General features: G+C 71.4%; 20 protein-coding genes, 1 pseudogene and 1 riboswitch. Of the genes and pseudogenes, 8 read left to right on the top strand and 13 right to left on the bottom strand.

From position 1 onward, the window contains the following. Positions 1 to 319 precede the first annotated feature (319 nt). Together EDD34_RS07750 and EDD34_RS07745 are read right to left on the bottom strand one after the other, a co-directional pair. Positions 320 to 3,358, bottom strand: coding sequence for a glycosyl hydrolase (locus tag EDD34_RS07750; RefSeq protein WP_123814057.1), 3,039 nt, complete (start codon positions 3,356 to 3,358; stop codon positions 320 to 322). 229 nt (positions 3,359 to 3,587) lie between these two features. Then, positions 3,588 to 4,931, bottom strand: a complete 1,344-nt coding sequence (locus EDD34_RS07745) for a hypothetical protein (RefSeq protein ID WP_123814055.1) — start codon at positions 4,929 to 4,931, stop codon at positions 3,588 to 3,590. Positions 4,932 to 5,198: 267 nt separating this feature from the next. Between EDD34_RS07745 and ilvD the strand changes: the two genes are divergently transcribed. Next, positions 5,199 to 6,905 carry a dihydroxy-acid dehydratase gene (gene ilvD, locus EDD34_RS07740; protein WP_123814053.1) on the top strand — a complete coding sequence of 569 codons (1,707 nt, stop codon included), beginning with the start codon at positions 5,199 to 5,201 and terminating at the stop codon, positions 6,903 to 6,905. Positions 6,906 to 7,032: 127 nt separating this feature from the next. Here ilvD and EDD34_RS07735 read toward each other — a convergent pair whose 3' ends face one another. Continuing rightward, positions 7,033 to 7,347 (bottom strand): DMT family transporter, encoded by a 315-nt coding sequence (locus tag EDD34_RS07735; RefSeq protein ID WP_211341522.1) that lies wholly within the window; start codon positions 7,345 to 7,347, stop codon positions 7,033 to 7,035. A gap of 11 nt (positions 7,348 to 7,358) precedes the next feature. Beyond that, a riboswitch (guanidine-III (ykkC-III) riboswitch) is annotated at positions 7,359 to 7,423 on the bottom strand. Between the two features lie 128 nt (positions 7,424 to 7,551). Here EDD34_RS07735 and EDD34_RS21145 point away from each other — a divergent pair. Further along, positions 7,552 to 9,528: a thioredoxin domain-containing protein gene (locus EDD34_RS21145; protein ID WP_246012244.1), complete on the top strand. Its 1,977-nt coding sequence runs from the start codon at positions 7,552 to 7,554 to the stop codon at positions 9,526 to 9,528. 9 nt (positions 9,529 to 9,537) lie between these two features. Here the strand turns inward: EDD34_RS21145 and EDD34_RS07725 are convergent. Beyond that, a pseudogene (locus EDD34_RS07725) lies at positions 9,538 to 10,680 on the bottom strand (Cmx/CmrA family chloramphenicol efflux MFS transporter); the annotation flags it as partial. 429 nt (positions 10,681 to 11,109) lie between these two features. On the opposite strand from EDD34_RS07725, the gene EDD34_RS07720 reads away from it, so the two are divergent. Next, positions 11,110 to 13,605 carry an alpha-amylase family glycosyl hydrolase gene (locus tag EDD34_RS07720; protein WP_123814048.1) on the top strand — a complete coding sequence of 832 codons (2,496 nt, stop codon included), beginning with the start codon at positions 11,110 to 11,112 and terminating at the stop codon, positions 13,603 to 13,605. A gap of 100 nt (positions 13,606 to 13,705) precedes the next feature. Here EDD34_RS07720 and EDD34_RS21140 read toward each other — a convergent pair whose 3' ends face one another. Both EDD34_RS21140 and EDD34_RS07710 read right to left on the bottom strand, forming a co-directional pair. After that, positions 13,706 to 13,924 (bottom strand): type II toxin-antitoxin system HicB family antitoxin, encoded by a 219-nt coding sequence (locus EDD34_RS21140; RefSeq protein ID WP_246012243.1) that lies wholly within the window; start codon positions 13,922 to 13,924, stop codon positions 13,706 to 13,708. 381 nt (positions 13,925 to 14,305) lie between these two features. Further along, positions 14,306 to 14,710, bottom strand: coding sequence for a pilus assembly protein CpaE (locus EDD34_RS07710; protein WP_123814047.1), 405 nt, complete (start codon positions 14,708 to 14,710; stop codon positions 14,306 to 14,308). Positions 14,711 to 14,844: 134 nt separating this feature from the next. Between EDD34_RS07710 and EDD34_RS07705 the strand changes: the two genes are divergently transcribed. After that, positions 14,845 to 15,732: an oxygenase MpaB family protein gene (locus tag EDD34_RS07705; RefSeq protein WP_123814046.1), complete on the top strand. Its 888-nt coding sequence runs from the start codon at positions 14,845 to 14,847 to the stop codon at positions 15,730 to 15,732. Positions 15,733 to 15,789: 57 nt separating this feature from the next. On the opposite strand, the gene gtfA is transcribed toward EDD34_RS07705, so the two are convergent. From gtfA to EDD34_RS07685, 4 genes are all read right to left on the bottom strand, one after another. Further along, entirely contained in the window at positions 15,790 to 17,280 is a 1,491-nt protein-coding gene (gtfA, locus tag EDD34_RS07700) for a sucrose phosphorylase (protein ID WP_123814045.1), read from the bottom strand. Positions 17,281 to 17,406: 126 nt separating this feature from the next. Beyond that, a complete protein-coding gene (locus tag EDD34_RS07695; protein WP_123814043.1) occupies positions 17,407 to 18,231 on the bottom strand; it encodes a carbohydrate ABC transporter permease in 825 nt (274 codons plus the stop codon). After that, positions 18,228 to 19,199 (bottom strand): carbohydrate ABC transporter permease, encoded by a 972-nt coding sequence (locus tag EDD34_RS07690; RefSeq protein ID WP_246012242.1) that lies wholly within the window; start codon positions 19,197 to 19,199, stop codon positions 18,228 to 18,230. Before EDD34_RS07690 ends, EDD34_RS07695 begins: the two co-directional genes overlap by 4 nt. 9 nt (positions 19,200 to 19,208) lie before the next feature. Then, positions 19,209 to 20,585 (bottom strand): ABC transporter substrate-binding protein, encoded by a 1,377-nt coding sequence (locus EDD34_RS07685; protein WP_123814042.1) that lies wholly within the window; start codon positions 20,583 to 20,585, stop codon positions 19,209 to 19,211. Positions 20,586 to 20,767: 182 nt separating this feature from the next. Between EDD34_RS07685 and EDD34_RS07680 the strand changes: the two genes are divergently transcribed. Then, the gene (locus tag EDD34_RS07680) at positions 20,768 to 21,832 is read left to right on the top strand and encodes a LacI family DNA-binding transcriptional regulator (RefSeq protein ID WP_211341521.1); all 1,065 of its coding nucleotides are present in this window, start codon (positions 20,768 to 20,770) and stop codon (positions 21,830 to 21,832) included. 161 nt (positions 21,833 to 21,993) lie between these two features. Here EDD34_RS07680 and EDD34_RS07675 read toward each other — a convergent pair whose 3' ends face one another. Then, a complete protein-coding gene (locus tag EDD34_RS07675) occupies positions 21,994 to 23,397 on the bottom strand; it encodes an MFS transporter (RefSeq protein ID WP_246012241.1) in 1,404 nt (467 codons plus the stop codon). A gap of 67 nt (positions 23,398 to 23,464) precedes the next feature. Between EDD34_RS07675 and EDD34_RS07670 the strand changes: the two genes are divergently transcribed. Continuing rightward, positions 23,465 to 23,908, top strand: coding sequence for a winged helix-turn-helix transcriptional regulator (locus EDD34_RS07670; RefSeq protein WP_123814040.1), 444 nt, complete (start codon positions 23,465 to 23,467; stop codon positions 23,906 to 23,908). A 21-nt stretch (positions 23,909 to 23,929) separates the two neighbouring features. On the opposite strand, the gene EDD34_RS07665 is transcribed toward EDD34_RS07670, so the two are convergent. Beyond that, the gene (locus EDD34_RS07665) at positions 23,930 to 24,910 is read right to left on the bottom strand and encodes a DUF5937 family protein (protein ID WP_123814039.1); all 981 of its coding nucleotides are present in this window, start codon (positions 24,908 to 24,910) and stop codon (positions 23,930 to 23,932) included. 91 nt (positions 24,911 to 25,001) lie between these two features. Here EDD34_RS07665 and EDD34_RS07660 point away from each other — a divergent pair, with 91 nt between their 5' ends. Then, a complete protein-coding gene (locus EDD34_RS07660; RefSeq protein WP_123814038.1) occupies positions 25,002 to 25,154 on the top strand; it encodes a cupin domain-containing protein in 153 nt (50 codons plus the stop codon). Beyond that, positions 25,154 to 25,453, top strand: coding sequence for a DUF4287 domain-containing protein (locus EDD34_RS07655; RefSeq protein WP_123814037.1), 300 nt, complete (start codon positions 25,154 to 25,156; stop codon positions 25,451 to 25,453). The genes EDD34_RS07660 and EDD34_RS07655 overlap by 1 nt, the downstream gene beginning before the upstream one ends. Positions 25,454 to 25,567: 114 nt before the next feature. On the opposite strand, the gene EDD34_RS07650 is transcribed toward EDD34_RS07655, so the two are convergent. Beyond that, positions 25,568 to 26,005 carry a DUF4383 domain-containing protein gene (locus tag EDD34_RS07650; RefSeq protein WP_123814036.1) on the bottom strand — a complete coding sequence of 146 codons (438 nt, stop codon included), beginning with the start codon at positions 26,003 to 26,005 and terminating at the stop codon, positions 25,568 to 25,570. Positions 26,006 to 26,056: the final 51 nt, after the last annotated feature.

The raw sequence follows: 26,056 nt of genomic DNA, 5'->3' as shown, positions 1-26,056 counted from the left end.
CCCTCGAAGCGCTTCAACAAAGTAGGGCTTTTACCTGAAGGTCCGCAACCCCTGGCCAGGCTAAGTGAAACCATTTGGCTGACCTGGAAGTGGCCCAGCCCTGAGAATTCATCGTCGAAGCGCTTCTCGTGCCACGACCAGCCCGCCGACGACGCCGAGCGCGACGCCCTTGGCCGCGTAGCCCACCTGCCCGAGCCGCACCGGCGCGGGCTACATGGTGCCATTCACGTCGTCGTCGGCCCGTCACGCAGGAGGCCTCCCCCGCGAGGGGGGAGGCCTCCGAGCGTCGTGCGGACCGGGTTCCGTACGGGCCGCCGCCCTACTCGGCGCCGACCGTCAACGACTCGAACGGCACCTCCACCACCGAGTCCTGGAGGTCGAGGAGCGTGCTCGCGTTCCCGATCACGTTCCAGACCTCCACCTTGATCGTGCCGTCGGCGAGGTCGCCGAGAGCCCCTTCGGAGCTCTGCATCGTGGTGTTCGCGGAGGTGTAGCGCTCGAAGCCGGGAACAGGGTCCGTGGCGAAGTACGCGTAGGACTCCACCCGGTCGAAGGAGCCGTCTCCCTCCAGGTCGTAGGAGACGCGCAGTCGCGTGCCGTTGCCGACGTCCTGTCCTGCGTCCAGGCCGATGTCGAACGCCGTGGCGTCGCCGCCGAACTCGCCCGTGACGTGATCCAGCGTGGCGGTGAGGCCGGTGCTCGGGTCACCGACCGCATCGGGTCCGGAACGCGCGCCCAGGACTGCCGTGTCGTCGGAGCCGGGCTCCGCCGCCAGGTCGCCGTCCGCGGTCAGGTAGAACGTCGGCGACGCCGGCTCGGGCGGGTCGGTCGGCTCCGGCGGGTCGGTCGGCTCCGGCGGGTCCGTCGGCTCGGGCGGATCAGTGGGCTCCGGCGGGTCGGTGGGCTCGGTGCCGCCCGCGCCGCCCCCGCTCCAGTCGTGGGCACCCGAGGTGACGGTCCGGCCGGCCGGCACCGCGAGCGAGGTCCCGTCCGAGAACTGGACCGTGACGGGCGACTGCGTGATGTTCGAGGCCACGTAGGTGCGCGCCCCGTCCTTGGTGAACACGGCGGCCACGGGAGAGTCTGCGGTCACCGTCGGGTCGACGGTCCCGAGGTCGGCGAGGTTGGCGATCCAGTGGTACGTGTGTGCGCGGCTCTCGCCTTCCTCGACCGGGTACCCGGGGTCGCCGTCGAGTCCCGCGAGCGCTCGCTCGCCGTCCCCGAGAGCGAGGTAGGACCACAGGATGTCCTGCCAGACGGTCGGGTCGCCGTTGTTGACCGCGACCAGCTCGTCGTAGTTGGCGACGACGTCGTCGGGGCGAAGCCCCAGGTAGAGGTGGCCACCGGTGACGGGCAACGTGTTGATGCCCTGGATCATCTCGGCCTCACCGCTGAACCAGGTCGCGTACGCCCCGCCGCTGCCCCAGATCATGCCGACCGTGGAGTGGCCGAAGCCCTCGGGCATGGCGCCGGCCTGGTCGAACCAGTAGTGCTGGATCGCCGCCGTCTGCGTGGCGTAGAGGTAGATCCCCGCGTCGCGAGCGTCGTCGTCGCCGGTGGCGACGCCCCACTGGATGAGGCCGTTGGCGAAGTTCTGGCCCTCCGAGCTCGACTCCTGGTTGTTGCCGTTGACGAAGGCGCCGTGGCCCGCGGCCCAGTCGTGGCCCGCGTAGATGTCGAAGTCCCGCAGGTACGGGTAGCGCGTGTCGCCGCGGTCGTAGTTGTTGGCGTCGGCGATCAGTTCGTCGACCATGCCGCCGAACTGCTCGTCGGTGGCCCACTCCGGGTCGAACCGCGCCAGGGTGGCGGCCGCGACGATGAAGTAGCCGTAGTGGAAGTGGTGGTCGTTCAGTTCCCGGTCCGACCCGTAGGCGCCGGGGAATCCGACCAGGGTGCCCCAGTTCTCGTTGTACGCGAACAGGTGCTCCGTCTCGCCGGGGCTCGCGGTGAACCAGTCGGTGAGCGTGGTCTCGATCTGTTCGAGTGCCGTGTCGCGGATGCTCGTGCGGTCGAGCTGGTCGGCGATCTCCACGATCCGGACCGCGCGGCCGAGCGCCTTGCCGGTCCAGTACGTGTCGTCCGCGTCGATGCTCATCGGGTCGTCGGCCTCCGCGTCGAGCAGGGCGTCGAGCCGTGCGTTCGCGTCGCCCTCCGACGTCGTGACCGCGGGAACCTCCGGCAGGACACCGGTGTACGGGGTGTCCGTGGTGAACGACGTCGCGCCGATCAGGGTCGTCATCGTGCCGCGCGCCGACTCGTACTCGCGGTCGGCTGCCGCACCGCCGCCGGGCCCGTCACCGGCGACCTGGTCGAGGTAGGCCTCCTGGTGCGGGTAGAGGGACACGATGGTGCCCGCGTTGCCGCCCTCGTGCGCCTCGGTCTCGAACGAGTAGGTCGTCCGTACGACGCTCGTCGACTCGTCGTACACGTAGTCGGCTCGGGTCCCGGTCACCTCGACGTAGGCGTACGGGGTGAACGCGTCCGCCTGGGCGGTCCGTGCCGCGTCGTCGTCCGCCGGCGTCGTCGGCAGCGCGGCGACCGAGAGGTAGCCCTTGCCCGAGAGGCCGCTGCGCAGCTCGCTGCCCGAGACCGTCCAGGACGAACCGCTCGGCGCGAACGCGACGTAGTCGGCGCCGCCCGTGCTGAAGCCGATGCGGGCGCCGTCGTCGAGCCACACGCGCAGGTCCGACTCACCGGTGAGGACCGCGTCGCCGCCCGCCATCTCGAACCAGGTCAGCGGGAGCCCGTGCCCGATCGTCGCCGTCATGGAGCGCGCTCCGTCGTTCCACGACGGGGTGACGGTCCAGTCGCTCCAGTCCGCGACCTCGGCCACGGAGGCGTTCAGGCCCGCGACGCCGACGACGAGGTCCTGGCTGTACGGGTAGTGGAACTCTCCGATCCCACCGGGCGTGCCGTAGAGGGTGGGCTCCTGCGTGTAGGAGAGCCCGAGGCCCTCCGGCGACGGCTTGTACGACACGGGGTGCGCGTGCAGCGGCTCGCTCATCGAGCAGTTGAACTTCTTGAAGCTCAGGGAGGACCACCAGTCGTTCGTCGGCACGGCGCCTTCCGGGGCCGAGTCGGTGAGGAACGCGCGGGCGTCGTTCGCGAGCGGGGCGCAGCCCTCGGGTGCCGGGCCGACCTGATCGGTCGTGTAGCTCCCGGCCCCCACGGGTACGGGGTCGGCCGCCGCCGGTGCCGTGCTGGCCGTTGAGAGCGCGATCACGGCCGCGGTGAAGGCGGCGACGCGCAGGCGCCACCCGTGGCGCGGGGGCGATGACTCGCCCCGGTCCCGGCCGGGCGGCCGCACCGCACCTGGGGGATTCGCCGTGGATTCCTTGTGGTCAAAGGGATAGAACATCTTCGTCCTCTCTGAGCCGCCCCGCCGTCGGGGTGGTCGGCTCCTGTCGTTCCCGCGTCGTCGAGGGCGTTCAAGAACCTGCGAGATCTCGCATTGCGTTGCGTGCTATGGGAGCGCTCTCAAACTGTGGCAGGTCGACGACCGGGTCGTCAACCATTCCCGCCCGTCACTCGTCAGGAAGACCCGAGGAACCGCATCTCACCGCAACGTGAGGTGCCGAGACGTCGTCTTACGACGTCACGGGATCGTCCTGGGACGAAAGGGCGGTGGACACGAACTGCTCGGGTACGCCTTCCTCGATGTCGTCGAGTACTGGGCGGACCTTCGGCGGAGCGGCGGACCATGCCTTGAGGTTCTGCATCACGTCGGCGTAGAACACATCGACGCAGTCGCGGACGGAGTCGATGAACGATCCGCGGCCGCGTCCCCGCTTGGCACCCATGGGCACCGACATCGCAACACGGAACCAGCGGAGTTCCTGCTTGTTCTCCGGCACCAGGGCGTCCGGGTTCTCGCGCACGTCGCGCAGGAGCTCGGCCGCGCCGGCACCCCGCGAGTGTGCGGCGTGCGCCTCGATCCGAAGATCGCCAGGTGCGGCTTTGAGCTGGCGCGCGAGCCAGTTGACCCGCGTGCGCGGACGCCCCTCCTTCGGCGCGTCCACGTCGATGTGCGCGGTCACCGTGCCCGCGCGGAGATCCGCTGTGACCGCGAGGTTGCCGACGGTGTCGGGAATGCGGATCGAGCCCGTCAGCATGCCGTCGTCGACCAACGACGTCACGAGCTTCTGCGTGCGAACGACGGGATCTGCGAGCTCCTTGCGTGTGAGGGCGGGGGTGACTTCGGTGCCGAGATTGCGCCCGAGCTCCAGGCTCACGAATCGCAGCAGCGCGTCGAACCGTGCGGCAAGTTCCTTGACTCCGGCATCGCCCGCGCGGAGGGTGCCTGACTTGACGGCGTCACGGACCCCGACCCAATGCCCGCCCATGTCATCGAACTCCATGGCCCCGGAGCGCGGGTGCTCCAGGTATCGGATGAGTTCGCCGAGGATCCATGCCTGATCGGGGTCCGCGACACCGCGGAACTCGCGCTGCATGACGGCTTCGGCGAGAACGTTCGCCCAGGAGAGGTGGTGGAGGGCCACCTTGCGCAGGCGCCGCTTGTCGATCTTGGTCGGGTGCTGCCCTGCCATGGGCGGGATCTCGTTCGAGATCGAGATCACCGCGTCGAACTCCTCCGCCCTCGCGATGTCGAGGTAGCTCTCCAACTGCTGAGCGTCCAGGGTGTTCTTGCCGGTCTTCACCTCGACGAGCGCAGTCCAAGCCTTCTTCCCGCGCTCCACCCGGATCAGCCCGTCGGGGTACAACCTGCCGTCGCCGTGCTTGAACGGGACCTCGGTGAAGGTCGCGATCGTCCCCGCCGGTGCGCCATAGGGCTTCGTCAGGACACGGCCGAACTCCTTTACCGCCGCCATGACCGCGAGCAGCGCCGAGGTCGCCCGGCGCTCCTGCTCCGTGGGCCCGCTGATGCCCGACGTCGGGATCAGCCGCGCCTCGTGCCACGATTCCTCGCCCATGCCCGGCCCCTTTCGACGACGAAGGCCTGTCTTCGCAGACTAGGTCAGCCGTTCCCGCTCGGCTCGGCGATCCGGTGCGCCCTCACCACCGCACAGAGCCGTTGCCATCGATGAACGTGCCCGTCGCCTCCACTGGGCCCAGCGGTCGCGGCCCGGTGGATGACCGGGGCGGCCTCTTGGCGGGCCGACGCCCGCGACGCGCCGACGGCGGCCCGTCGCCCGCGGCCTCGCCGCGGTATACGGTCGTGGCGGCCAGAGGAGGATTCAATGACCAGCGACGAGAACCCGGTCGACATCAAGCCCCGCTCCCGTCAGGTGACGGATGGCCTGGAGGCCACCGCGTCCCGCGGGATGCTCCGCGCCGTCGGGATGGGCGACGACGACTTCGCCAAGCCCCAGATCGGCGTCGCCAGCTCGTGGAACGAGATCACGCCCTGCAACCTCTCGCTCGACAGGCTGGGCAAGGCCGCCAAGGAGGGCGTGCACGCCGCGGGCGGATACCCGCTGGAGTTCGGCACCATCTCCGTCTCCGACGGCATCTCGATGGGGCACGAGGGCATGCACTTCTCGCTCGTGTCCCGCGACGTCATCGCCGACTCGGTCGAGACGGTCATGCAGGCCGAGCGGCTGGACGGGTCGGTGCTGCTGGCCGGGTGCGACAAGTCGCTGCCCGGCATGCTGATGGCGGCCGCGCGCCTGGACCTGTCGAGCGTGTTCCTCTACGCCGGCTCGATCATGCCGGGCTGGGTCAAGCTCACCGACGGCACGGAGAAGCAGGTCACGATCATCGACGCCTTCGAGGCCGTCGGGGCGTGCGCGCGCGGGCTCATGAGCACCGAGGACGTCGGCCGGATCGAGCGGGCGATCTGCCCGGGCGAGGGTGCGTGCGGCGGCATGTACACCGCGAACACGATGGCGTCCGCGGCGGAGGCGCTCGGCATGTCGCTGCCCGGCTCGGCGGCACCGCCGTCGGCCGACCGCCGCCGCGACACGTGGGCGCACCGGTCGGGCGAGGCGGTGGTGAACCTGCTGCGCCAGGGCATCACCGCGCGCGACATCCTGACCAAGGAGGCGTTCGAGAACGCGATCGCCGTGGTCATGGCGTTCGGCGGGTCCACCAACGCGGTGCTGCACCTGCTGGCCATCGCCTACGAGGCCGAGGTGGACCTCACCCTCGACGACTTCTCCCGCATCGCCGACCGGGTGCCCCACCTGGGCGACCTCAAGCCCTTCGGGCAGTACGTGATGAACGACGTCGACCGCATCGGCGGCGTGCCGGTGGTGATGAAGGCGCTGCTCGACGCCGGCCTGCTGCACGGTGACGCGCTCACGGTCACGGGCCGCACCATGGCCGAGAACCTCGCCGACATCGCCCCGCCCGACCCGGACGGCAAGATTCTCCGCGCCATGGACGACCCGATCCACGCGACCGGCGGCATCACCATCCTGCACGGGTCACTCGCGCCCGAGGGCGCGGTCGTGAAGTCGGCCGGCTTCGACTCCGACGTCTTCGAGGGCACCGCCCGCGTCTTCGAGCGCGAGCGCGGCGCGCTCGACGCCCTGGAGGACGGCACGATCCAGGCCGGCGACGTGGTCGTCATCCGCTACGAGGGGCCCAAGGGCGGCCCCGGCATGCGCGAGATGCTCGCGATCACCGGCGCCATCAAGGGCGCGGGCCTCGGCAAGGACGTGCTGCTCATCACCGACGGCCGGTTCTCCGGGGGCACCACCGGGCTGTGCGTGGGGCACATCGCGCCCGAGGCCGTGGACGCCGGTCCGATCGCGTTCGTGCGGGACGGCGATCGCATCCGCCTCGACGTCGCCTCCAAGACCCTCGACCTGCTCGTCGACCCGGCCGAGCTGACGGCGCGCGCCTCCGGCTGGGCTCCGCTCCCCCACGACTACACGCGCGGGGTGCTCGCCAAGTACACGAAGCTCGTCCAGTCGGCCTCGAAGGGCGCGGTGCTCGCTTAGGAGCGGCCGGGTCCGCGGCGGGCGCCGTCCGCCGGCCGCGGACCCGGCCACCACGGCGCCCGCGTGGAGGAGCGCACCGCAGGAACCGCCGCGAGCAGGCGCACCGGCCGACGCCGCTGCCGGGCGCTCACTCGGTGAGCTTGAGGCCGATCACGCAGCCGATCAAGCCCACGATCAGCAGGACGCGGACCACCGAGACGGGTTCCGCGCCCGTCAGCATGGCCCAGCCGACCGTGGTCACGGCGCCGATGCCGACCCAGACGGCGTAGGCGGTCCCGACGGGCAGGTCACGCATCGCGTAGCCGAGTCCGGCCATACTGGCCGCGACGGCGACGCCGAAGACGATGCTCGGAACGAGGCGCGTCAGACCGTCCGAACGGCCGAGCGCGGTGGCCCACACTCCTTCGAGGAGGCCGGAGACGACGAGGACGACCCAGGGCATGATGTGCTCCTTCGATGCCGTCTTGTCGCCCACCGGGTACGGCACCCCTCGTCCGGGGGCCCTCCGAGGGCCCTGGACCACAGGGTCTCACGTCGCCGCCGGGCTCTCGCGGGTGAGCAAGGACATGACGGGCCGAGGGCGGCGTTGCAGCAGGCCCTGATGCCGCCGATCGCCCCGTTGGTCCCGGGGTGCCAGGCTGGAGGCATGCCGAACCGCCTCGCCACCGCGACGAGCCCCTACCTCCTGCAGCACGCCGACAACCCCGTCGACTGGTGGGAGTGGGGCGACGACGCGTTCGCCGAGGCGCGGAGACGCGACGTGCCGATCCTGCTGTCCGTCGGGTACGCGGCGTGCCACTGGTGCCACGTCATGGCGCACGAGTCGTTCGAGGACGCCGGTGTGGCCACGGCCGTCAACGCGCGCTTCGTCGCCGTGAAGGTGGACCGCGAGGAGCGTCCCGACGTCGACGCCGTCTACATGGCCGCGACGACCGCGCTGACCGGGCAGGGCGGCTGGCCCATGACCTGCTTCCTCACCCCGGACGGCGAGCCGTTCCACTGCGGCACCTACTACCCGCGCGAGCAGTTTCTCGCACTGCTCGACGCGGTCACCGAGGCGTGGACCGAGCAGCGCGCCGCCGTCGTGCAGCAGGGGTCGGCGATCACGGCAGCCGTCGCGCACAGGTCCGCACGGCCGACCGCGGAGGCGTTCGACGACGCCGCGCTCGACCGTGCCGCGCGGCTCGTGGCGCGCGACGCCGACCCGGCACGCGGCGGGTTCGGCGGCGCGCCCAAGTTCCCGCCGTCGATGACGCTCGAACACCTGCTGCGCCATCACGCCCGCACCGGCGACCCCGAATCGCTGCGCCTCGTCGGGCGCACGTGCGAGGCCATGGCCCGCGGCGGTATCTACGACCAGCTCGCGGGCGGGTTCGCGCGCTACTCGGTGGACGCCGCGTGGGTGGTGCCGCACTTCGAGAAGATGCTGTACGACAACGCCCAGCTCCTGCGCGTCTACCTGCATCTGTACCGCGCGACCGGGTCGGCGCCCGCCGAGCGCGTCGCCCGCGAGACCGCCGGCTTCCTCCTGTCGGACCTGCGCACGCCCGAGGGCGGCTTCGCCTCCGCTCTCGACGCCGATACGGACGGCGTCGAAGGCCTCACCTACGTCTGGACGCCCGAGCAGCTCGTAGAGGTCCTCGGGCCCGGCGACGGCGCGCGGGCCGCGCAGGTGCTGGCCGTCACGCCAGAGGGCACGTTCGAGCACGGCGCCTCGACCCTCCAGCTCCCCGACGACCCGGACCCGGGCTGGTGGCCCGGCGTCCGCGACCGGCTGCGCGCCGCGCGTGCCCTGCGGCCCCAGCCCGCGCGCGACGACAAGGTCGTCACCGCGTGGAACGGCCTGGCGATCGCCGCCCTCGCCGAGGCCGGACTCCTGCTCGGCTCCCCCGCGTACGTCGACGCGGCGCGCGAGTGCGCGGAGCTCGTCCTGCGCCTCCACCTCGTCGACGGGCGGCTGCGGCGCGCCTCGCGCCAGGGCGTCGTCGGGTCCGCGCCCGCCGTCGCCGCCGACCACGGCGACCTCGCCGAAGGACTGCTCGCGCTGCACCAGGCCACGGGCGAGGCCCGGTGGCTCGAATCCGCCGGCGACCTCCTCGACGTCGCCCTGGCCCGGTTCGGTGACGACACCGGCGGCTTCTTCGACGTCGCCGACGACGCCGACCGCCTCGTCAGCCGGCCGAAGGACCCCACCGACGGGCCCGAACCGGCCGGGCAGTCGTCGCTCGCCGGGGCGCTGGGCACCTACGCCGCGCTGACCGGGTCGTCCCGCCACCGCGAGGCCGCCGAGTCGGCGGTGGCGGCAGCGGGCGGGCTGGCCCGGCAGGTGCCCCGGTTCGCCGGATGGACGCTCGCCGTCGCGGAAGCGCTGGCCGCCGGCCCGCTGCAGGTCGCCGTCGTCGGGCACGACGACGGCGCGCGCGCCGCACTCGAACGGGTGGCGCGGAGGTCAACGGCGCCGGGGCTGGTGATCGCCGTCGGAGAGCCGGACTCCCCGGGCGCGCCCCTGCTCGCCGACCGTCCGCTCGTCGACGGACGGGCCGCCGCCTACGTCTGCCGCGGGTTCGTGTGCGACCGGCCCGTGACGACGGCCGAGGACCTCGCCGTGATGCTCGGGACGTGACCCGCGGCGAGCCTTCCCGGCGACCCACCAGAGGGCCATCGCGAGACCGACGAGGACGGCACTGGTCAGAGCGATTCCTTGCGGTCCGGCGGCCTCGAACGCCGCTCCCCCGGCGACGGGGCCGATGACCGCGCCGATGTTGAGCGCGGCGGTGGAGAAGGACCCGGACATCGTCGGGGCGCCTTCTGCCTCCACCATGATCCGGGCGATCAGCGCGCCGCCCACGGCGAAGGACAGCGCCCCCTGCGTGAAGGCGAGGACCCACAGTGCGGCGGGATGGGCCGACGCCAGGGCGAGCGCCACCCAGCCGGCGAACAGAAGAGGTCCGGCCGTCCCGATCAGCCGACGCCAGTGCCGGTCGCCGAGTCGTCCGGCCAGCGTGACACCGGCGAAGGCACCGGTTCCGAAGAGCGCCAGCAGCGCCGGCACCGCGCTGTCGTCGATGCCGGCGGAGCCGGTCGCGATGGCGGCCAGGTAGGTGAACGTGCAGAAGGTCGCGCCGTTGACGAGGATCGCCAGCACCATCGCGACCCGCAGGGAACGACGGCGCAGTACCGCCAGTTCCACCCGCAGCGTCATGGGGCGCGCCGTCTCGCTCGCGGGCTCGGGCCGGGACGGCGTCGCCACGAGAACGGCGACGAGTGCGGGCAGGCAGATGATGGCGATCGCCCAGAGGGTAGCTCGCCATCCCAGCACGTCACCGACCAGGGCACCGGCGGGAACCCCGGCGATCAGGGCGAGGGTGGTGCCACCGAGGATCACCGCCAGGGCCCGGGCGCGTCGTCCGGCAGGGACGATCTGGCTGACCGTGGACAGGGCGACGGCGAGGAAGCCGGCGTTGGCCAGGGCGGCGGCGACCCGCGAGACGAGCAGAACGGCGAAGTCGCCGGTGACCGCGCCGACGACGTGGGCGATCACGAACAGTGCGAGGAACGCGGTCATGGTCCAGCGCGGCGACAGTCTTCGGCCGCCGGCAGCCATCGCGGGTGCGCCGACGGCCATGCCGACCGCGAATGCCGAGGTCAGGAAGCCCGCTTGGCCCAGCGGGACGCCGAACTCCGCGGCGATCGCGGGCAACAGGCCGGCCAGGACGAACTCGGACGTCCCCTGGGCGAAGACGGCCAGGGCGAGCAGATGGAGCAAGAAGGGCATGAGTGTGCTTTCCGAAGCGTGAGGTGGCGGAACGGGTGCGCGATGGCACGACCGGTGCTTCGGATGCGCGGGACTCAGCCGAGGCGCGCGAAGGGCGCGCGGGACGACGGCGAGGAGAGCGACAGCATCACGGGCTACCGGCGTACCGGTAGCCCTGCTCTGTCTGACTCAGGTGACCCCACATCTGCAGATTACCAGGCAGTTCGCCGCTGGGGAGCCCGACACCCGCGCACCTCTGTACGCGCACCTGTCCGTTCTGTACCCTCTTGCAAGGAGCGGTGCAACTTTCAGCAACCTTGCATCCATGGTCACGCCGCTCCCCGCACCTGCACCGTGACGAGGCGGTCAGGTCGGGAACCGGAGGGCCGCGACGACGCGGCTCGATGCCCAGGGTCGCGACGACGCGGCTCGACGAAGGAGGACCGGATCATGCCTGGACCGTTGCTCGCACGGAGGCGAGTTGTCGCGGCGGGTCTTGCCGCAGTGGTCGTCGCGACCCTGGCGGGCCTGCCCGCCGTCGGCGCGGAAGGCGCGGTGACGACCGTCTACTACGAGGACCGGCCTGAGTGGGCGGTCACGAACATCCACTACGGGGTCGACGGGCAGTCGTGGACCGACGTCCCGGGTGTCCCGATGCAGGCGGCCTGCCAGGGCTGGCTGGTCCACGAGATCGACCTCGGCGGGGCGTCGGGCGTCCAGCTGACGTTCAACGACGGCCAGGGCTGGTGGGACAACAACGGCGGCGCGAACTACCACGCCGATGCGGGCACCGTGCTCGTCGCCGACGGCGCCCTGACCACCGGCACGTCGCCGTGCGCCGCGGAACCCAGCCCCACGCCGTCGGACCCGAGCCCGACACCGTCCGAACCGAGCCCGACACCGTCGGAACCCAGCCCGACACCGACCACGACGGAAGATCCCGGCGAACCGACCGCCCCGACGGGCGAGCCCCTCGGCGGCGACCCGCGCGAGGACTCGATCTACTTCGTCATGACGGCGAGGTTCAACGACGGCTCGCCGGACAACAACCGCGGCGGCTCGCAGCACGTCTCCTCGGGAAACGCCGCGGGCGACGACCCGATGTTCCGCGGGGACTTCCAGGGGCTGGTCGACAAGCTCGACTACGTCAAGGCGCTGGGCTTCTCCGCCATCTGGATCACGCCGGTGGTGCTCAACCGGTCGGACTACGACTTCCACGGCTATCACGGCTGGGACTTCCTCCGCGTCGACCCACGCCTGGAGAGCCCGGGCGCCTCGTACCAGGACCTCATCGACGCGGCCCACGCCAAGGGCATCAAGATCTACCAGGACGTCGTGTACAACCACTCCTCTCGCTGGGGAGCCAAGGACCTGTTCGTCCCCACGGTGTGGGGCGCGCGCGACGGGCAGTGGGACTGGATGTACTCGGCCAAGGAGGAGGGCCGCCAGTACGACCCGCTCCAGGAGCACGACGGCGACGACCCCACCCTGACCGACGCGCAGAACGCGCTCGCCAAGGGCCGCCCGTACAACGGTGACCTGTGGTCGACGACGGAACCCGCGGGCAACACGTGCGTGAACTACGGCGTTCCCACCGGCGGCTTCAGCTCCGAGGGCTTCGCACTGCACCACTGCCAGTGGCCGTCGCCGACGTCGGGCATGTTCCCGGACGACTACTACCACCAGTGCTGGATCGGGAACTGGGAGGGCAAGGACGCCCAGGACTGCTGGATCCACGACGACCTGGCGGACTTCAACACCGAGAACGCCGAGGTGCAGGAGTATCTGGTCGACGCGTACAACCGGTACATCGACATGGGCGTGGACGGCTTCCGCATCGACACCGCCGTGCACATCCCCCGCGTCATGTGGAACCGGCACTTCCTGCCCGCGATCCGCGAGCACGCCGTGGCCACCCACGGTGCCAAGGGCGACGACTTCTACGTGTTCGGCGAGGTCGCCGCGTTCGTCCACGACAAGTGGAACCGCGGCTCGGTCAACCACTCCGCCCAGTTCTACACGTGGAAGGAACGGCGCGAGTACTCGCTGGACGACGTCGTCGCCGCGGCAGAGCAGTTCGAGTACGAGAACCTGCAGGGCACCGGCAACCAGCCGACGTCGGACAACGCCTTCCTCACCGGCGCCGACGGCAACACCTATCACACGCCGGACCACTCACGGTTCTCGGGCATGAACGTCATCGACATGCGCATGCACATGAACTTCGGCGACGCCGGCAACGCGTTCTGGGCGGGGAAGGACTCGGACGACTCGTACAACGACGCGACCTACAACACCGTCTACGTCGACTCGCACGACTACGGGCCCAACAAGTCCACGGTGCGGTACGACGGCGGCACCGACGCCTGGGCCGAGAACATGAGCCTCATGTGGACGTTCCGCGGCATCCCCACGCTCTACTACGGCTCGGAGATCGAGTTCCAGAAGGGCGCGCGGATCGACTGCGGACCCACCTGTCCCCTCGCCACGACCGGGCGGGCGTACTTCGGCGATCACCTCGAAGGGTCCGTCACGGCGAGCGACTTCGGGGTGGTGGACAGCGCGTCCGGCGCGGTCGCCGAGACGCTGTCCCGGCCGCTGGCCGAGCACGTGCAGCGGCTCAACCGGATCCGCCGCGCGGTGCCGGCCCTCCAGAAGGGGCAGTACTCCACCGTCGGCGTGGACGGGTCGATGGCCTACAAGCGGCGGTTCACCGAGGCCGGCACCGACAGCTTCGCCCTCGTCACCGTGTCGGGCGGCGCCACGTTCTCGCGCATCCCGAACGGGACCTACGTCGATGCCGTGACCGGCCGGCAGCAGACCGTCACCGACGGCACGCTGAGGATCGGCGCACCGGGCAAGGGCAACCTTCGCGTCTACGTCCTCGACCTGCCGGGCAACCCCGCTCCGGGCAAGGTCGGCGACGCCGGCCCCTACCTGAGATAGCCCCGTTCCGGCCGGGACGGTGGGCGGCGGCCCACCGTCCCGGCCGCTCGTGCCGCCGGTATCTCGGGCACCGGCCGGGGACGCGGTCCACCGACGTGGCTCAGGCCATGGCGAGCCGATCGGCCACGAAGCGGTTCAGCGAGACATGCTGCTCCGCCGCCTCCACCGCGAGCCGCCGATGCGTCTCCGGCGGGATCCGCACCACGAACTTCCCCGAGTAGTGCCGCTCGGCGATCGGTGCGGGGACCGGCTCGTTCGACGCCTCAAGATCCTCGATGACCTCAGCGACGACACCGAGAATGCCTTCGAGCGCCTCCACCGGGCTACCGGCCAGCCACGACAGCGACTCGAACTCGGCAACGGAGGCGACGTACTCACCGTCCTCGGCTGATTCCGATGGTTGGCGAACCGCAGCCCCAGCCGGGTCTCGCTGCCGAACCGCAATCTCGACCCGCGCCAGCTCGCCGAACCGCAGGTCCGGCCTGCCTCCGCCCGCCGAACCGCAGACTGAATCGTGCCAATCGCCGGTTGACACGATTCACCGTGCGTTTCGGCAACCGGAGGCAGGCTGGATGTGCGGTTCGGCAGCTGGAACCGACGCGAGACCGCGCGGTGGGGCCAGCGAAATGTCCCGAAGTTCAGACGCGGGACACCAGCTCGGCGTCGGAGCGATCCGGAGCCGTCCGCGGCACGCCAACGGTCAGCGGCTGAGCTCCGTGAGCGCGAGGAGGGCCCGGCCGTAGGCGTCGGCGGGCTCCGGGTCGGTGAAGACACGAGTGCGGCCGAGGAACTCGACCTCGACCTCGTAGACGCCGTCGATGCTGCGCAGGCTCCGGAAGGTCGAGCGCAGGAGCCCACGTAGCTGGTCCTCGCGCGGCAGCCACAGGGTGTGCTCGATCGCGACCGAGTCCAGCGCCCACTCGGTGGTGCCGTTGAAGCCCAGGATCGTGCCCGTCGGATACTCGTGCGCCTCGATCGTCATGGTGCTCACGGTGAAGACGTCACCCGCGAGCTCCGGGGACTCGATCCGGAACCGGTCGCCGTCGACCGGGCTCCAGACCAGACCGGCGTCGCGCAGGCGGGCGGCAAGCTCGGTGGAGATCACTGGCCCATTGTCGGACACCGCGGAAGGTCGGGAGCGGATCAGTCACGGGCGCGTCGGTCGGTCACGATGCGGTGGATCGGCCACGAAGCGGTCGGGCGAGACCTGGCGGACCGCCGCCGCGCGACAATGGAACCATGTCCGCCGTACCGAATCCGATCGCACGCATCCGCACGCGCGTGGGCCGGACGATCTTCCTGCGGGTGGCGGGGCAGGACGGCTTCGCCGCCCGCGACCGCATCCACCTCACGCCCGGGCCGCGCTGGTTCCCGCCCGGCAGCGCGGTGCGCATGGTCCACGCCGACGCCGCGACGTTCGCCGGCGGCCTGCGCGCGCTACTGCTGCAGTCGCTGCATCCCCTGGCCATGGCGGGCGTGGCCGGGCACTCCGGCTACCGCAGCGACCCGTGGGGGCGCCTCGCACGGACCTCCACGTTCCTCGCGTCCACGATCTTCGGCACCGCCGACGAGGCGCGGGCCGCCGTCGACCAGGTCCGCTCGGTCCACGAACGCATCCGCGGGAAGACGCCCGACGGCGTGCCGTACCGCGCGAGCGACCCGCACCTGCTCACGTGGGTCCACGCCGCCGAGGCGGACTCGTTCCTCACGACGAACCAGCACTTCGGCGCCCGGCGCCTGTCCCCCGCGGAGGCCGACGAGTACGTGGCTCAGCTCGGCCGGGTGGCGCAGGCCGTCGGAGCACGGGACGTCCCCGAGACCGTCGCCGAACTCGCCGACTGCCTCGACAGGTACCGCCCGGAACTGCGCGCCACACCCGAAGCGCTCGACACCGTACGCTTCCTGCTCCACGAGCCGCCGCTGCCCGGCCCGGTCCGCGCCCCCTACGCGCTGCTCGCCGCCGGCGCGGTCGCCACGTTGCCCTCGTGGGCCCGCGCAGAGCTCGGCCTGCGACGATGGCCCGGCGGCCGCCCTGCGCACCTGGCCGGACGGATCGCCGTCGGCGCGATCCGCTGGAGCCTGGCCTCGACGACGATGCCGAGCACCCCGGCGGCTCCCCGAACCTAGTCGATGGGCGCCGGGCCGCCGAGGCCTGCGGGCTCCTGGAACACCACCCGGCCGAGGTCACACGGCCGACTCGTCGAGCACGGTGTGCTCCTCGCCGCCACGGGTGGCGCGCAGCGCGAAGGACGCGTCGCGGACGTCGAGTTCGAGCACGACCCGGTGCGTCTCCCCGCCGGGCGAGAGCTCCCAGGACAGCGCCGCCCGGGTACCCGCGGCCGAGTACGAGAAGGCTCCCCGGAAGGCGGGATGGTCGCGACGGAGGCGCAGCGCGTCGAGCTGGGCGCGGACCACGGGGCGCCCGAGCGCCTCGTCGACCTCCTGCGGGGTGTAGTGGTGCCGGTTGACGTCCCGGCCGACCCCCGTCGCCGCGAGCAGTTCCATGTCGTTGCCGCCGGCCAGGAGCCCCACGTAGTACACCTGCGGGATGCCGGGAAGCACGAGCTGGATCAGTCGCGCCAGCAGGTAGCGGCGGTCGTCGCGCCCCAGTGCGTCGTAGAACGTGCAGTTCACCTGGTAGAGGTCCAGGTTCGACGCCGCGGCGCCGGTCGCCTGGCGGCTCGACCCGCCGCTCGCGTCGTGGATGTGCTCGACGAGCGCGTCGATCTGCTCCGGGAGCAGCAGCCCCGGTTCGCCGGGACGCAGGTCGCTCGGGCCGACGTCGACGATCCCGATCCCGTCGTGCGTGTCCAGCACCGTCACGGCGTTCGCCGGGCGGATCCCGAGCCAGGTGCCCAGGGGCCCCAGGTCCTGGGCGTGCAGCGCGTGGAGGACGAGCGGCGGCAGCGCGAAGTCGTAGACCAGGTCGACCGTGCGGGCGATCTCGATCTGCTGCGTGTGGTGCCCGTGGATCTCCAGCAGCACCGTCGCACCGCGGGCGTGCGCGAGGTCGAGGATGCGCCGGGTGTACCCGGACGTCGAGTCCGTCATGAAGCAGTCGGTGCCCGCCTCCTTGCCCGTGTACCCGACCGCATCCAGGCGCAGCATGCTCACGCCCGCGCCGGTCAGCGCGTCGATGACGCCGGTGAGGTACTCCCACGCCTGCGGCGTGCGCAGATCGATGTCCACCTGGTCCGGTGTGAAGGTGGTCCACACCAGACGCCGCCGGCCGCCCAGCACCATCGTCGTGAACGGCAGCCCCGGGCGGGGCCGGTAGATCCGCGCGAGGTCCGCCTCGCTCGCACCCTCCGGGAACACCGAGGACAGCGTGAGGAACATGGGAGCCCACGGCGAGGAGTCCCCGCGCGCCACGACGTCCCGGAACCGGGCGGAGCGCGCGGAGACGTGGTTGACGATCACGTCGCTCATGACGGCGTGGTGCTCGCCGAGCCGGCGCACGTCCGTCCAGGTGCCCAGGCGAGGGTCGACCTGGGCGTGGTCCTCGGGGTCGAACCCGGCGTCGGCCCCGTCGTACGGGGTGTAGTAGGGCAGCACGTGCACACCGGTGAACACCCCGGCCAACGGCCCCTCCAGCAGGGCGGTGAGGCGCGGGACGTCGCCGCCCAGCCGGTCCGCGTACGTGATGAGCTGCGGCCCATCGGGGATCTCGGTCATCGCACTCCTCGGGACGGGCGCCCGGGGCGGACCCGGGTTCGGGCCCGCCCCGCGGCGGTCGACGGATCGCGGGGATCTGTCACAGCCATGCGACACGGGTATCGCGCACGGCGCAAGGCGTAGACCTCAGCCCTTGACCGCGCCCTGCATGAGCGCGGTGACGAAGTGCCGCTGGAACACCAGGAACACCAGGAGCGTCGGTGTCAGGATCAGGAGAGATCCGGCGCACAGGAGCGGGATGTCGATACCCCACTGCCCCTGGAACGCGCCGAGCGCACCGGCCATCGTGCGTTTGGCCGGGTCGTCGACCAGCACGATCGCCAGCAGGAACTGGTTCCAGGTCCACAGGAACAGCAGGATCGCCAAGGACGACAGGGCCGGCAGCGACAGCGGCAGATGGATCCTCGTGAAGAGCTGCCACGTCGAGGCGCCGTCCAGGCGCGCGGCCTCGGACAGGTCCTCCGGCATGTTCACGAAGTGCGCTCGCATCCACATCACGGCGAACGGCATGTACAGCCCGATGAGGGGCAGGATGATCGCCCACCGGGTGTTCAGCAGCCCGAAGTCCCGGATCTGGTAGTAGAGCGGCACCACGACGCCCTCGAACGGGAGCGTCAGACCGAGCAGGAAGGCGATGAAGATCGCCTTGTGCCCGGGCGGCCGCAGATGCCCCAGCGAGAACCCGGCCAGCGTGCCGATGAGAACCGCGACGGGCACGACGCCCAGCTCGATGAACACGCTCGAGACGAGCATGTCCGCCATGCCGGCCGACTGGAACGCCGTGACGAAGTTCGACCAGTGCGGGGTCTCGGGAAGGGCCAGCCCTCCCGGATAGGTCCCGGGCGGATGCAGCGCGGTGATGAACAGGCTCACGAACGGCACGATCGTGAACGCCATGAGCAGGACGAGCAGGACACGGCTGAGCCACGTCTCTCGCGACGAGGTGATCACGACTCCCTCCCTCGGGCGACACGCTGGAGCGGCAGGACGACGGCGAGGACGAGGAGCATCAGCACGACGGCCAGCGCGGACGCCTGGCCCACCTCCCGTTCGAAGAACGCCAGGTAGTAGATCTCCAGGCCGGGCACGAGCGTGCTGTTCCCCGGCCCGCCCTGCGTGGAGATGTAGATGATGTCGAAGCTCGCCAGCGCGCTGATGACCGTCACCGTCAGGCAGACGCCCAGTTCCTGCCGCACGCTCGGCAGGGTGATGGCGAAGAACTCGCGCACCGGTCCCGCGCCGTCGAGCCGCGCCGCCTCGTACAGGGCCGGGTCGATCTTCGTCATCCCGGCGAGCATGAGGACCATGCACAGCCCCAGCGACACCCAGGCGCCGATGACGCCGACGGCCGGCAGCGCCGTGTCGAAGTCCCCGAGCCAGGCCCGGGTCACGGACCCCAGCCCGATCAGGCGCAGGGACTCGTTGACCAGGCCGTCGGTGGACATGAGCCAGGTCCACATGATGCCCGCCGCCACGAGCGGGATGACCTGCGGGAGGAAGAGGACCACACGCGCCACGACCGCGACCCGGCTGGTGGCGAACTTGCGGATCGCCGCCGCGGCGACCAGGCCCAGCGAGACCGGCACGAGGCTGAAGTACACGATCAGCTCGAACGCGTGGAGGATCGGCCCGAACAACTCGGAGTCGGTGAGGATGCGCGCGTAGTTCTCGAGTCCCACCCAGGTGGACTCCGAGACCCCGTTCCAGTCGTAGAACGAGTACTGCATCGTGATGAGGATGGGGCGGACCACGAACACCCCGTAGGCCAGCGCCGCCGGGACCACGAGAAGGAGCGCGCTGCCGCCCCGGCGCAGGCGCCGCGCCCGGGTGGCGCGGCGCCCTTCGACCAGGCGCAAGCTCTTGGCGAGGCTGCGCTCGCGGCGTTCCGGCGGCATGCCGATCTGCCATCGTTCCGTCATGGTGAGGCCCTAGCCGCCGATCTGGCTCTCGTAGTCGGACTGCACCGCGCCGAGCAGGCCGGCCGCGTCCTGTTCGCCCGCGACCAGCTTCTGCAGGTTCGGCGTCCAGCTCTTCGCGTAGATGGAGCCGGTGGCGTTCGCGATGAAGTCCATCGCGCCGTTGTTGTCACCTACCGCGGCGCCGGCCTGGAGGGTCTGCGCCGTGACGGTGTCGGGGTCGACCTCGGGCATGAAGGCGTCGGCCGGGCCCATGGGGTGGGACCCGCCGATCTCGACGGCGATGGTGCGTGCTTCATCGTTCGTCGCGATCCAGTCGAGGAAGAACGCCGCGCAGTCGGGGTTGGCGGCCTTCGCGGAGATGCCGTAGGTCAGGGGCGCGGACATCGCGCCGATCCCGCCACCCTCCTCGACGGGCGGCATGAGGAAGAAGCCGACGTTGCCGGCCATCTGCTCGTCGAGGTTTCCGGACTCCCAGTCGCCGTTGAAGATGAAGACGCTGCGCCCGTCGATGAACCTGCTCATCATGGTCGAGTAGTCCATCGAGTTGATGTCGTCGGCGAAGTAGCCGGCGTCGATCCACCCCTGGAGGTGCTCCGCGGCCTGGAGGCCCGACGGCGTGTCGATCGTCGCGCCGGGCTGCTGGTAGATCCAGGAGTTGATCTCGGCGGGGTCGCCGTAGGAGGCCATCAGGCCCTGGAGGGGGAAGGCGAGGCCGCCGGTCGCGCCGCCGTTGAACTGCGCCGCGGGGGTGAGCCCGGCGTCCTTGGCCTCCTGGAGGAACGCGTCGAACTCCTCGAGCGTGGCCGGGGGCTCCGTCATCCCGATCTGCTCGGCGAGCTCCTTGTTGTAGAAGACGCCGGTCATGGAGAAGTTGAGACCCATCGCGTAGAGCGGGCCGTCGCCGCGCCGGCCTTCGTCGTCGACCCGCATCTGCTCGAGCTGCGAGGACGGCCACTCGTCCCAGCCGAACGCCCCGGCGTAGCCGTCGAGGTCCAGCAGGAGGTCGTCCGCGGCCAGCTCGGACACCTGGGGCAGGCGCATCAGGTCCGGCGGATCGTCGACCATGACCCGTGGCGCGTTCTGGGTGAGCACCGCGAACTGGTCCTCGCGGATGTCGAAGGTCACGTTGGGGTGCTGGGCCGTGAACTCGTCGGCGAGTTCCTTGAACAGCGGGAAGCCGGTCTCGACGTACGAGCTCAGGGTCACGTCCTCCGTCCCGCAGGTGGGCGCCGCGCCGTCCGCCGCGACCGACGACGTCGGGCCGCCGGCCTCGTCGGAGGCGCCGCTTCCGGGTGGCGCGCAGGCCGCCAGCGTGAGCACCGCGCTCAGGCCGAGTGCCGCCGTCGTGACCAGGCGCGTACGAGCTGTGTCTTCTTGACGAGACATCGTCATCTCTCCCTTCGTCGGGCGCCGAGACTCCGTCGCCTCGACTGCTAAACCGACTTAGCAGGGATAATATGGTCCGCGTCGGGGATGGCTGTCAAACCCCCGGGCACGGTCGGACGACGCGACAACCGCACTCCCGGGGCAACCGCCCTGATTAGAATCCACGCGACGAGAGGAAACATGTGGGCAGCAAGAGGGTGACGCTCGCCGATGTCGCCAGAGCGGCCGGCGTGTCGCCGTCGACCGCGTCGCTCGTCATGACGGGCCGGGGACGCGAGCTGCGGATCTCCGAGGCGGTGCACGACCGCGTGCGAGCGGCGGCCGAGGACCTGGGGTACCGGCCGAACGCGGTGTCGATCGGGCTGCGCAAGGGAACGACCAGGACGATCGGGTTCGTGTCCGACAGCGTCGCGTCGTCGCGTCTCGCGGGTGACATGATCAAGGGCGCGATCGAGGCGGCCCGCGAGCGCGGCTTCATGCTCTTCATCGGTGAGACCGGCGGCAAGCCCGCGGAGGAGGCGAAGCTGGTCGAGGCGATGCTCGACCACCAGGCCGACGGCATCGTGCTCGCCTCCATGTTCACCCGGTCACGGCCGCTGCCGCCCGACATCGACCGCATCCCCGCCGTCCTCCTCAACCTCACCGCCCCGGGCAACACGACGATCCCCAGCGTGCTGCCGGACGAGGAGCGCGCCGGACGCGAGGCCGCGGAGCTGCTCCTCGCCGCCGGGCACCGGGAGATCCACCTCATCGGGGCGGGACCGGGCCTGGACGACTGGCCCGCGGTGGCCATCGCCGCACGTGAACGGCTCCGCGGGATCCTGGGCGCGTTCGACGACGCCGGCGTCCGGCCCGCCTCCGGGCACGAGGACCCCTCCTGGCTCCCCCAGCAGGGATGGGAGGCGGCGCGCCGGATCCTCACGAGCGCCGGCCCCGCCCCCCTGGCACTCCTGTGCTTCAACGACCGCCTCGCCTTCGGGGCCTACCAGGCGGTCCAGGAAACCGGTCGGAGCATTCCCGACGACGTCTCCGTCGTCTCGTTCGACGACGCGTCCGTCGCCGGCTGGCTCCGGCCCGGGCTCACGACGTTCGCGCTGCCCCATCGCGCCCTCGGCCGGCGGGCGGTCGAGCTGCTCCTGGAACAGGTCGGCGCGGGCGCCGACCGGGCGGGGCTCGAACCGGACCAGCTCGTGCACCAGCTGCCGATGCCCCTGCGGTCACGGGAGTCGGTGGCCCCGCCGCGGTAGGTCCGATGACCCGGACCTGGATCCCCGGGCACCGCTGCGCCCGCCATCCCCGAGCAGGCCCACCGCGGCCGGCCCCCTGCGCCCCGTCCCACTGCGGCCGAAGTGCCCGGCGCGAAGTGCCCGGCGCGGGGCGCCCCGCGCGGGTGCCCGGCCGTATGTCGCTACGCGGCCCGCCGGCCGCGGATCCAGGTGAGGACGCCGAGGATCAGGGCGAGGGCCGAGCCCATCACGGGAACCAGCAGCGCACGCTGGTAGTCGGCCTCACCGGCGGTGCCGGAGTGCCCGCCGACGAGCGCGATCGTCGCCGCCGACACCCCCAGCGCCGCACCGAACTGGAACGCCGTGTAGACGACGCCGCCGGCGATCCCGTGCTCGGCGTCGTCGAGGCCGTCGGTCGCGGCCGCCGCGAGCGGCCCGTACACCAGGGCGAACATCACGGCGACGAGGAACATCGACGGCAACAGCTCCAGGTAGCCCCAGGCACCGTCGATCCTCAGCGCCAGGGCGAAGGCCACGACCCCGGCCAGCACCCCGGCCACCATCACCGGGATGTTCCCGAACCGCTGGACCAGCCGGTGCGTCACCAAGGGCGCCAGGATCATGTCGGCGCCCATGACGGCGAAGGCCAGCCCCGTCGCGACCGGCGACCATCCGCGGAACTCCTGCAGGTAGAGCGTGACGAGGAACTGGAACGCGAAGAACGAGCCGATGACCAGCAGGCCGGCGACGCTCGCCGGCAGCAGGAGACCTGCGCGCAGCACCGCGAGCCGCAGCAGCGGGGCGGCCGCCCGGCGCTCGATCACCACGAAGGAGAGAAGCAGCACGGCCGCCGCGGCGAACGAGGCGATCCCCGTGGTCAGCCATCTCCCCTCACCGACCTCCACGACGCCGTAGATCAGCACCACCATGGCCGACGTGAGCGTGACGGCGCCACCCAGGTCGAACCCGCGACGCGGGATCCGGCCGGCCTCGTCCGCGCGGATGATCGCCCGCCCGGCGACCCAGAGCAGGGCGCCCACGATGACCGGCGCGAAGAACACCCAGCGCCAGCCGACGTCGGTGAGGAAGCCGCCCGCGACGACGCCGAGCGTGAACCCGCCCGCCCCGATCGCGCCGTAGATCGCCAGGGCCCGGTCCCGGAGCGGGCCCGCCGGGAAGCTGGTCGTGAGGAGGCTGAAGCCCGCCGGGGTCATGAACCCCGCCGTCGCACCCGTGACGAACCGGGCGACGAGCAGCACCCAGGCGTCGTCGGCCAGACCGCCCACACCCGAGAACGCGACGAACACCGCGAGCGCGACCAGGAAGGTCCGGCGCCGGCCCACGAGGTCCGCCGTGCGCCCGCCCAGGATCATGAAGCCGCCGTAGGCGAGCACGTAGGCGCTGATCACCCAGTGCGCGTCGGCCGTCGCCAGGCCGATGTCAGCGGCGATCGCGGGCACCGCGACGTTGAGCATCGCGATGTCGATCCCCTCCAGGAAGAGCGCGCCGCACACGACCGCCAGCACTCCCCAGCCGGTCCGCGTCGCGGCCGCGGGCGGCGGCTCCACCGTTCTTGCTGTCGTCACCAGGGTCTCCTCGCTCGGTGCACGGTTACCTCTTGTAACCAAGACGATCCTTGGGCACGATCGTCAGATGGCACAAGAAGGCACTTCGGCGTCACCCGGTTACCCCGCGGGAACCGCTGCGGAACGGTCGGAGTGCAGGGCGGACCGGGATCCCTTCCAGTGGGACGTCCGGGAGGACTGCCAGGTCCGGCAGATCCTGGACCGCATCGCCGACAAGTGGTCCCTCCTGGTGATCGCGCTGCTGGACGAGGGGACGCTCCGGTTCGGCGAGCTCAGCAGGGAGATCGACGGGATCAGCAAGCGCATGCTGACCGTGACCCTGCGCAACCTCGAACGTGACGGCCTCGTGCGGCGCACGGTGTACCCGGAGGTCCCGCCGCGCGTGGAGTACGAGCTCACCTCGCTGGGCCGCACGCTGCTCGGCACCACCCAGGCGCTGGTCACGTGGTCCGAGGAGCACCAGGACGAGATCGTCCGCGCGCGGGAGGAGTTCGAGGCGGCGGCGCACTGACGACGGCGAGGCCGCCACCCCTCACCCTCCGACCAGCGCCTCCCCCAGCGGCGTGCGCACGTGCAGCACCCGCGCGCCGTCGCGCCGCGCGTCGACCAGGCGGGCAGCGCTCAGCAGTGACAGGTGGTGCGAGGCGGTGGAGACGGCGAGCCCGCAGGCGGCGGCGACCTCGCTGGTCGACAGCGGCGCCCCCACCGCGAGGAGCACGCCGGCTCGCCCGGCCCCGAGCAGCCGGGTGAGCGCCTCGGTGGAGCCGGGCCCGTCGTCGGCCCAGCGCTCGGAGACGCCGAGCGCCGGGTAGAAGAGGGTGGGCTGCGCGGGTGGCTCGGTCACCACGCTGCACCGGGGCGCCATCACGGACGGCACGAGCACGAGTCCGCTGCCCGCGCAGTCGAGTTCCTCGCCGTGCATGCGCAGGCGCACCCGCACCGCGTGCGGGGCCCAGCTGACGGCCTCGTGCAGGGTGCCGACCATCGCGCCGAGGCCGTCCGCCGTCACGCGCCGGGTGCGGACGCCTACGTCTGCCCGCAGGATCCGTTCGAGCTGCGGCCAGTAGGGCGCGAGCAAGGCGTCCCAGCACTGTTTCCAGGCGTCCGCGGTGGCGGACCGGGCGCGCTCCGGATCGTCCGCCATCGCACGCAGCAGGCGCTGCTCGGGCCCGCTCGTGCGGTTCACGCGCTTGAGGAGGTCCACGCGCAGCGGCCCCAGGCCGGCCTCCCGCAGGCGGGCCAGCTCCTCGTCGGGGCCGAGGTCCCAGCCTGGGGTCGAGGTGAGGAAATCCGGCATGTAGCCGTCGGGCCCGACGAGGAGCCGCAGCAGGCCGAACGCGGGCGCCGGGGCCAGACCCCGGGCCCGGCGCAGCCATCCCCACTGGAGCGGGTGATACTGCGGCTGCCCAAGCACTCGGACGGCGTGAGCGAGCTCGTGACCGGGCGAGACACCGAACCGGATCGCCGAGATGTCGTCAGGCGCGAGCCGGAACTCCACCACGTTTCGATGCACGTCGAAACCGTAGTACGCCGGGGCGCCAGCCACGAGGCTGAGAACACGCCGACCGCACGGGCCGGCCCGCAGACCCCCGCAAGGAGCAGACATGACGACCGGCGACCGGACCGTCGTCGCCCGGGCGGGCGACACCGCCGTTGTCCAGCCCGACGTCTGGCACGGCTTCACCAACACCGGCTCGGGGACGTTGCGCATGATGTGCATCCACGCCTCGGCCACGATGATTCAGGAGAACCGCTGATGTCCTTCCAGGCCTACCTCGACAAGGTCGAGGAGAAGACGGGGCTGACCCCGCGGCAGCTGGTCCAGCTCGCGGAGGAGCAGGGCTTCGGCCTCGGCAGCAAGGCGACGCCGGTCGTCACGTGGCTCAAGGAGACCTACGGGCTCGGCCACGGGCACGCGATGGCGATGACGCAGGTCATCACCAAGGGTGACCGGATCAGTGACAAGCACGTCGGCTCGACGGGCACGCACCGGGACGCGAGCGACCGGCTGTGGCTCGACGGGAAGGACACCCGGCCGGCGGACCGTACCGCTTGATCGTGTGCACGCGGGCGGCGGGGCGTTTCGGTCCGACCGCGTACCGAGGCATCCGACCGATGATGCCGCGGCGCGGCGCCCCGGCCGGGGGACCGCTCCCCCGGCCGCGAGCCTCTAGGACGCCGCGTACCCGGGCTCGGCCTGCCGCTGCGGCCACAGCGCGATCGCCAGGCCGGCCCCGGCGCTCAGCACGTGCAGCACGTTGTCCGCCGCGTTGATGTTGAGAAAGTTGATCTCCGGGTTGCCCACCGCGAACAGGCCGTACGCGAACGCGGCACCGTACCCGGCGGCGAGCAGCCAGCCGAAGGCCCGCGCCCGGCCCGCACCCGACCACAGTGCCAGACCCGCGAGCCCGATCAGCAGGTGGACGATGTTGTGCAAGGGGTTGACGGCGAAGCCGAGCAGGGTCTGGTCGTGATCGTGCTCGGCGAACCCGTCGAACCCGGTCACGAGGAAACCCAGGACACCTACGAGGAGATAGACCGCGCCGATCACGAGCGCGAGCCACTGGTGGACCGCTCGGGTGATCTGCGGGGTCATGGACTGTGTCATGGCGACTCTCCGTTCTGGTCCGTCGACCGTCTCGACCGTCGAGACGTGGGC

The organism is Myceligenerans xiligouense (assembly GCF_003814695.1).
Classification (GTDB): Bacteria; Actinomycetota; Actinomycetes; order Actinomycetales; family Cellulomonadaceae; genus Myceligenerans; species Myceligenerans xiligouense.
This window is presented reverse-complemented; position numbering and strand designations above follow the sequence as displayed.

Coding starts and splice junctions, on each gene's coding strand:
- EDD34_RS07705 (WP_123814046.1), top strand. CDS start 14,845: ATGTCCGCCGTACCGAATCCGATCGCACGCATCCGCACGCGCGTGGGC.
- gtfA (WP_123814045.1), bottom strand. CDS start 17,280: ATGACCGAGATCCCCGATGGGCCGCAGCTCATCACGTACGCGGACCGG.
- EDD34_RS07650 (WP_123814036.1), bottom strand. CDS start 26,005: ATGACACAGTCCATGACCCCGCAGATCACCCGAGCGGTCCACCAGTGG.
- EDD34_RS07720 (WP_123814048.1), top strand. CDS start 11,110: ATGCCTGGACCGTTGCTCGCACGGAGGCGAGTTGTCGCGGCGGGTCTT.
- EDD34_RS21145 (WP_246012244.1), top strand. CDS start 7,552: ATGCCGAACCGCCTCGCCACCGCGACGAGCCCCTACCTCCTGCAGCAC.
- EDD34_RS07750 (WP_123814057.1), bottom strand. CDS start 3,358: ATGTTCTATCCCTTTGACCACAAGGAATCCACGGCGAATCCCCCAGGT.
- EDD34_RS07660 (WP_123814038.1), top strand. CDS start 25,002: ATGACGACCGGCGACCGGACCGTCGTCGCCCGGGCGGGCGACACCGCC.
- EDD34_RS07690 (WP_246012242.1), bottom strand. CDS start 19,199: ATGACGGAACGATGGCAGATCGGCATGCCGCCGGAACGCCGCGAGCGC.
- EDD34_RS07735 (WP_211341522.1), bottom strand. CDS start 7,347: ATGCCCTGGGTCGTCCTCGTCGTCTCCGGCCTCCTCGAAGGAGTGTGG.
- EDD34_RS07655 (WP_123814037.1), top strand. CDS start 25,154: ATGTCCTTCCAGGCCTACCTCGACAAGGTCGAGGAGAAGACGGGGCTG.
- EDD34_RS07685 (WP_123814042.1), bottom strand. CDS start 20,585: ATGTCTCGTCAAGAAGACACAGCTCGTACGCGCCTGGTCACGACGGCG.
- ilvD (WP_123814053.1), top strand. CDS start 5,199: ATGACCAGCGACGAGAACCCGGTCGACATCAAGCCCCGCTCCCGTCAG.
- EDD34_RS07745 (WP_123814055.1), bottom strand. CDS start 4,931: ATGGGCGAGGAATCGTGGCACGAGGCGCGGCTGATCCCGACGTCGGGC.
- EDD34_RS07670 (WP_123814040.1), top strand. CDS start 23,465: ATGGCACAAGAAGGCACTTCGGCGTCACCCGGTTACCCCGCGGGAACC.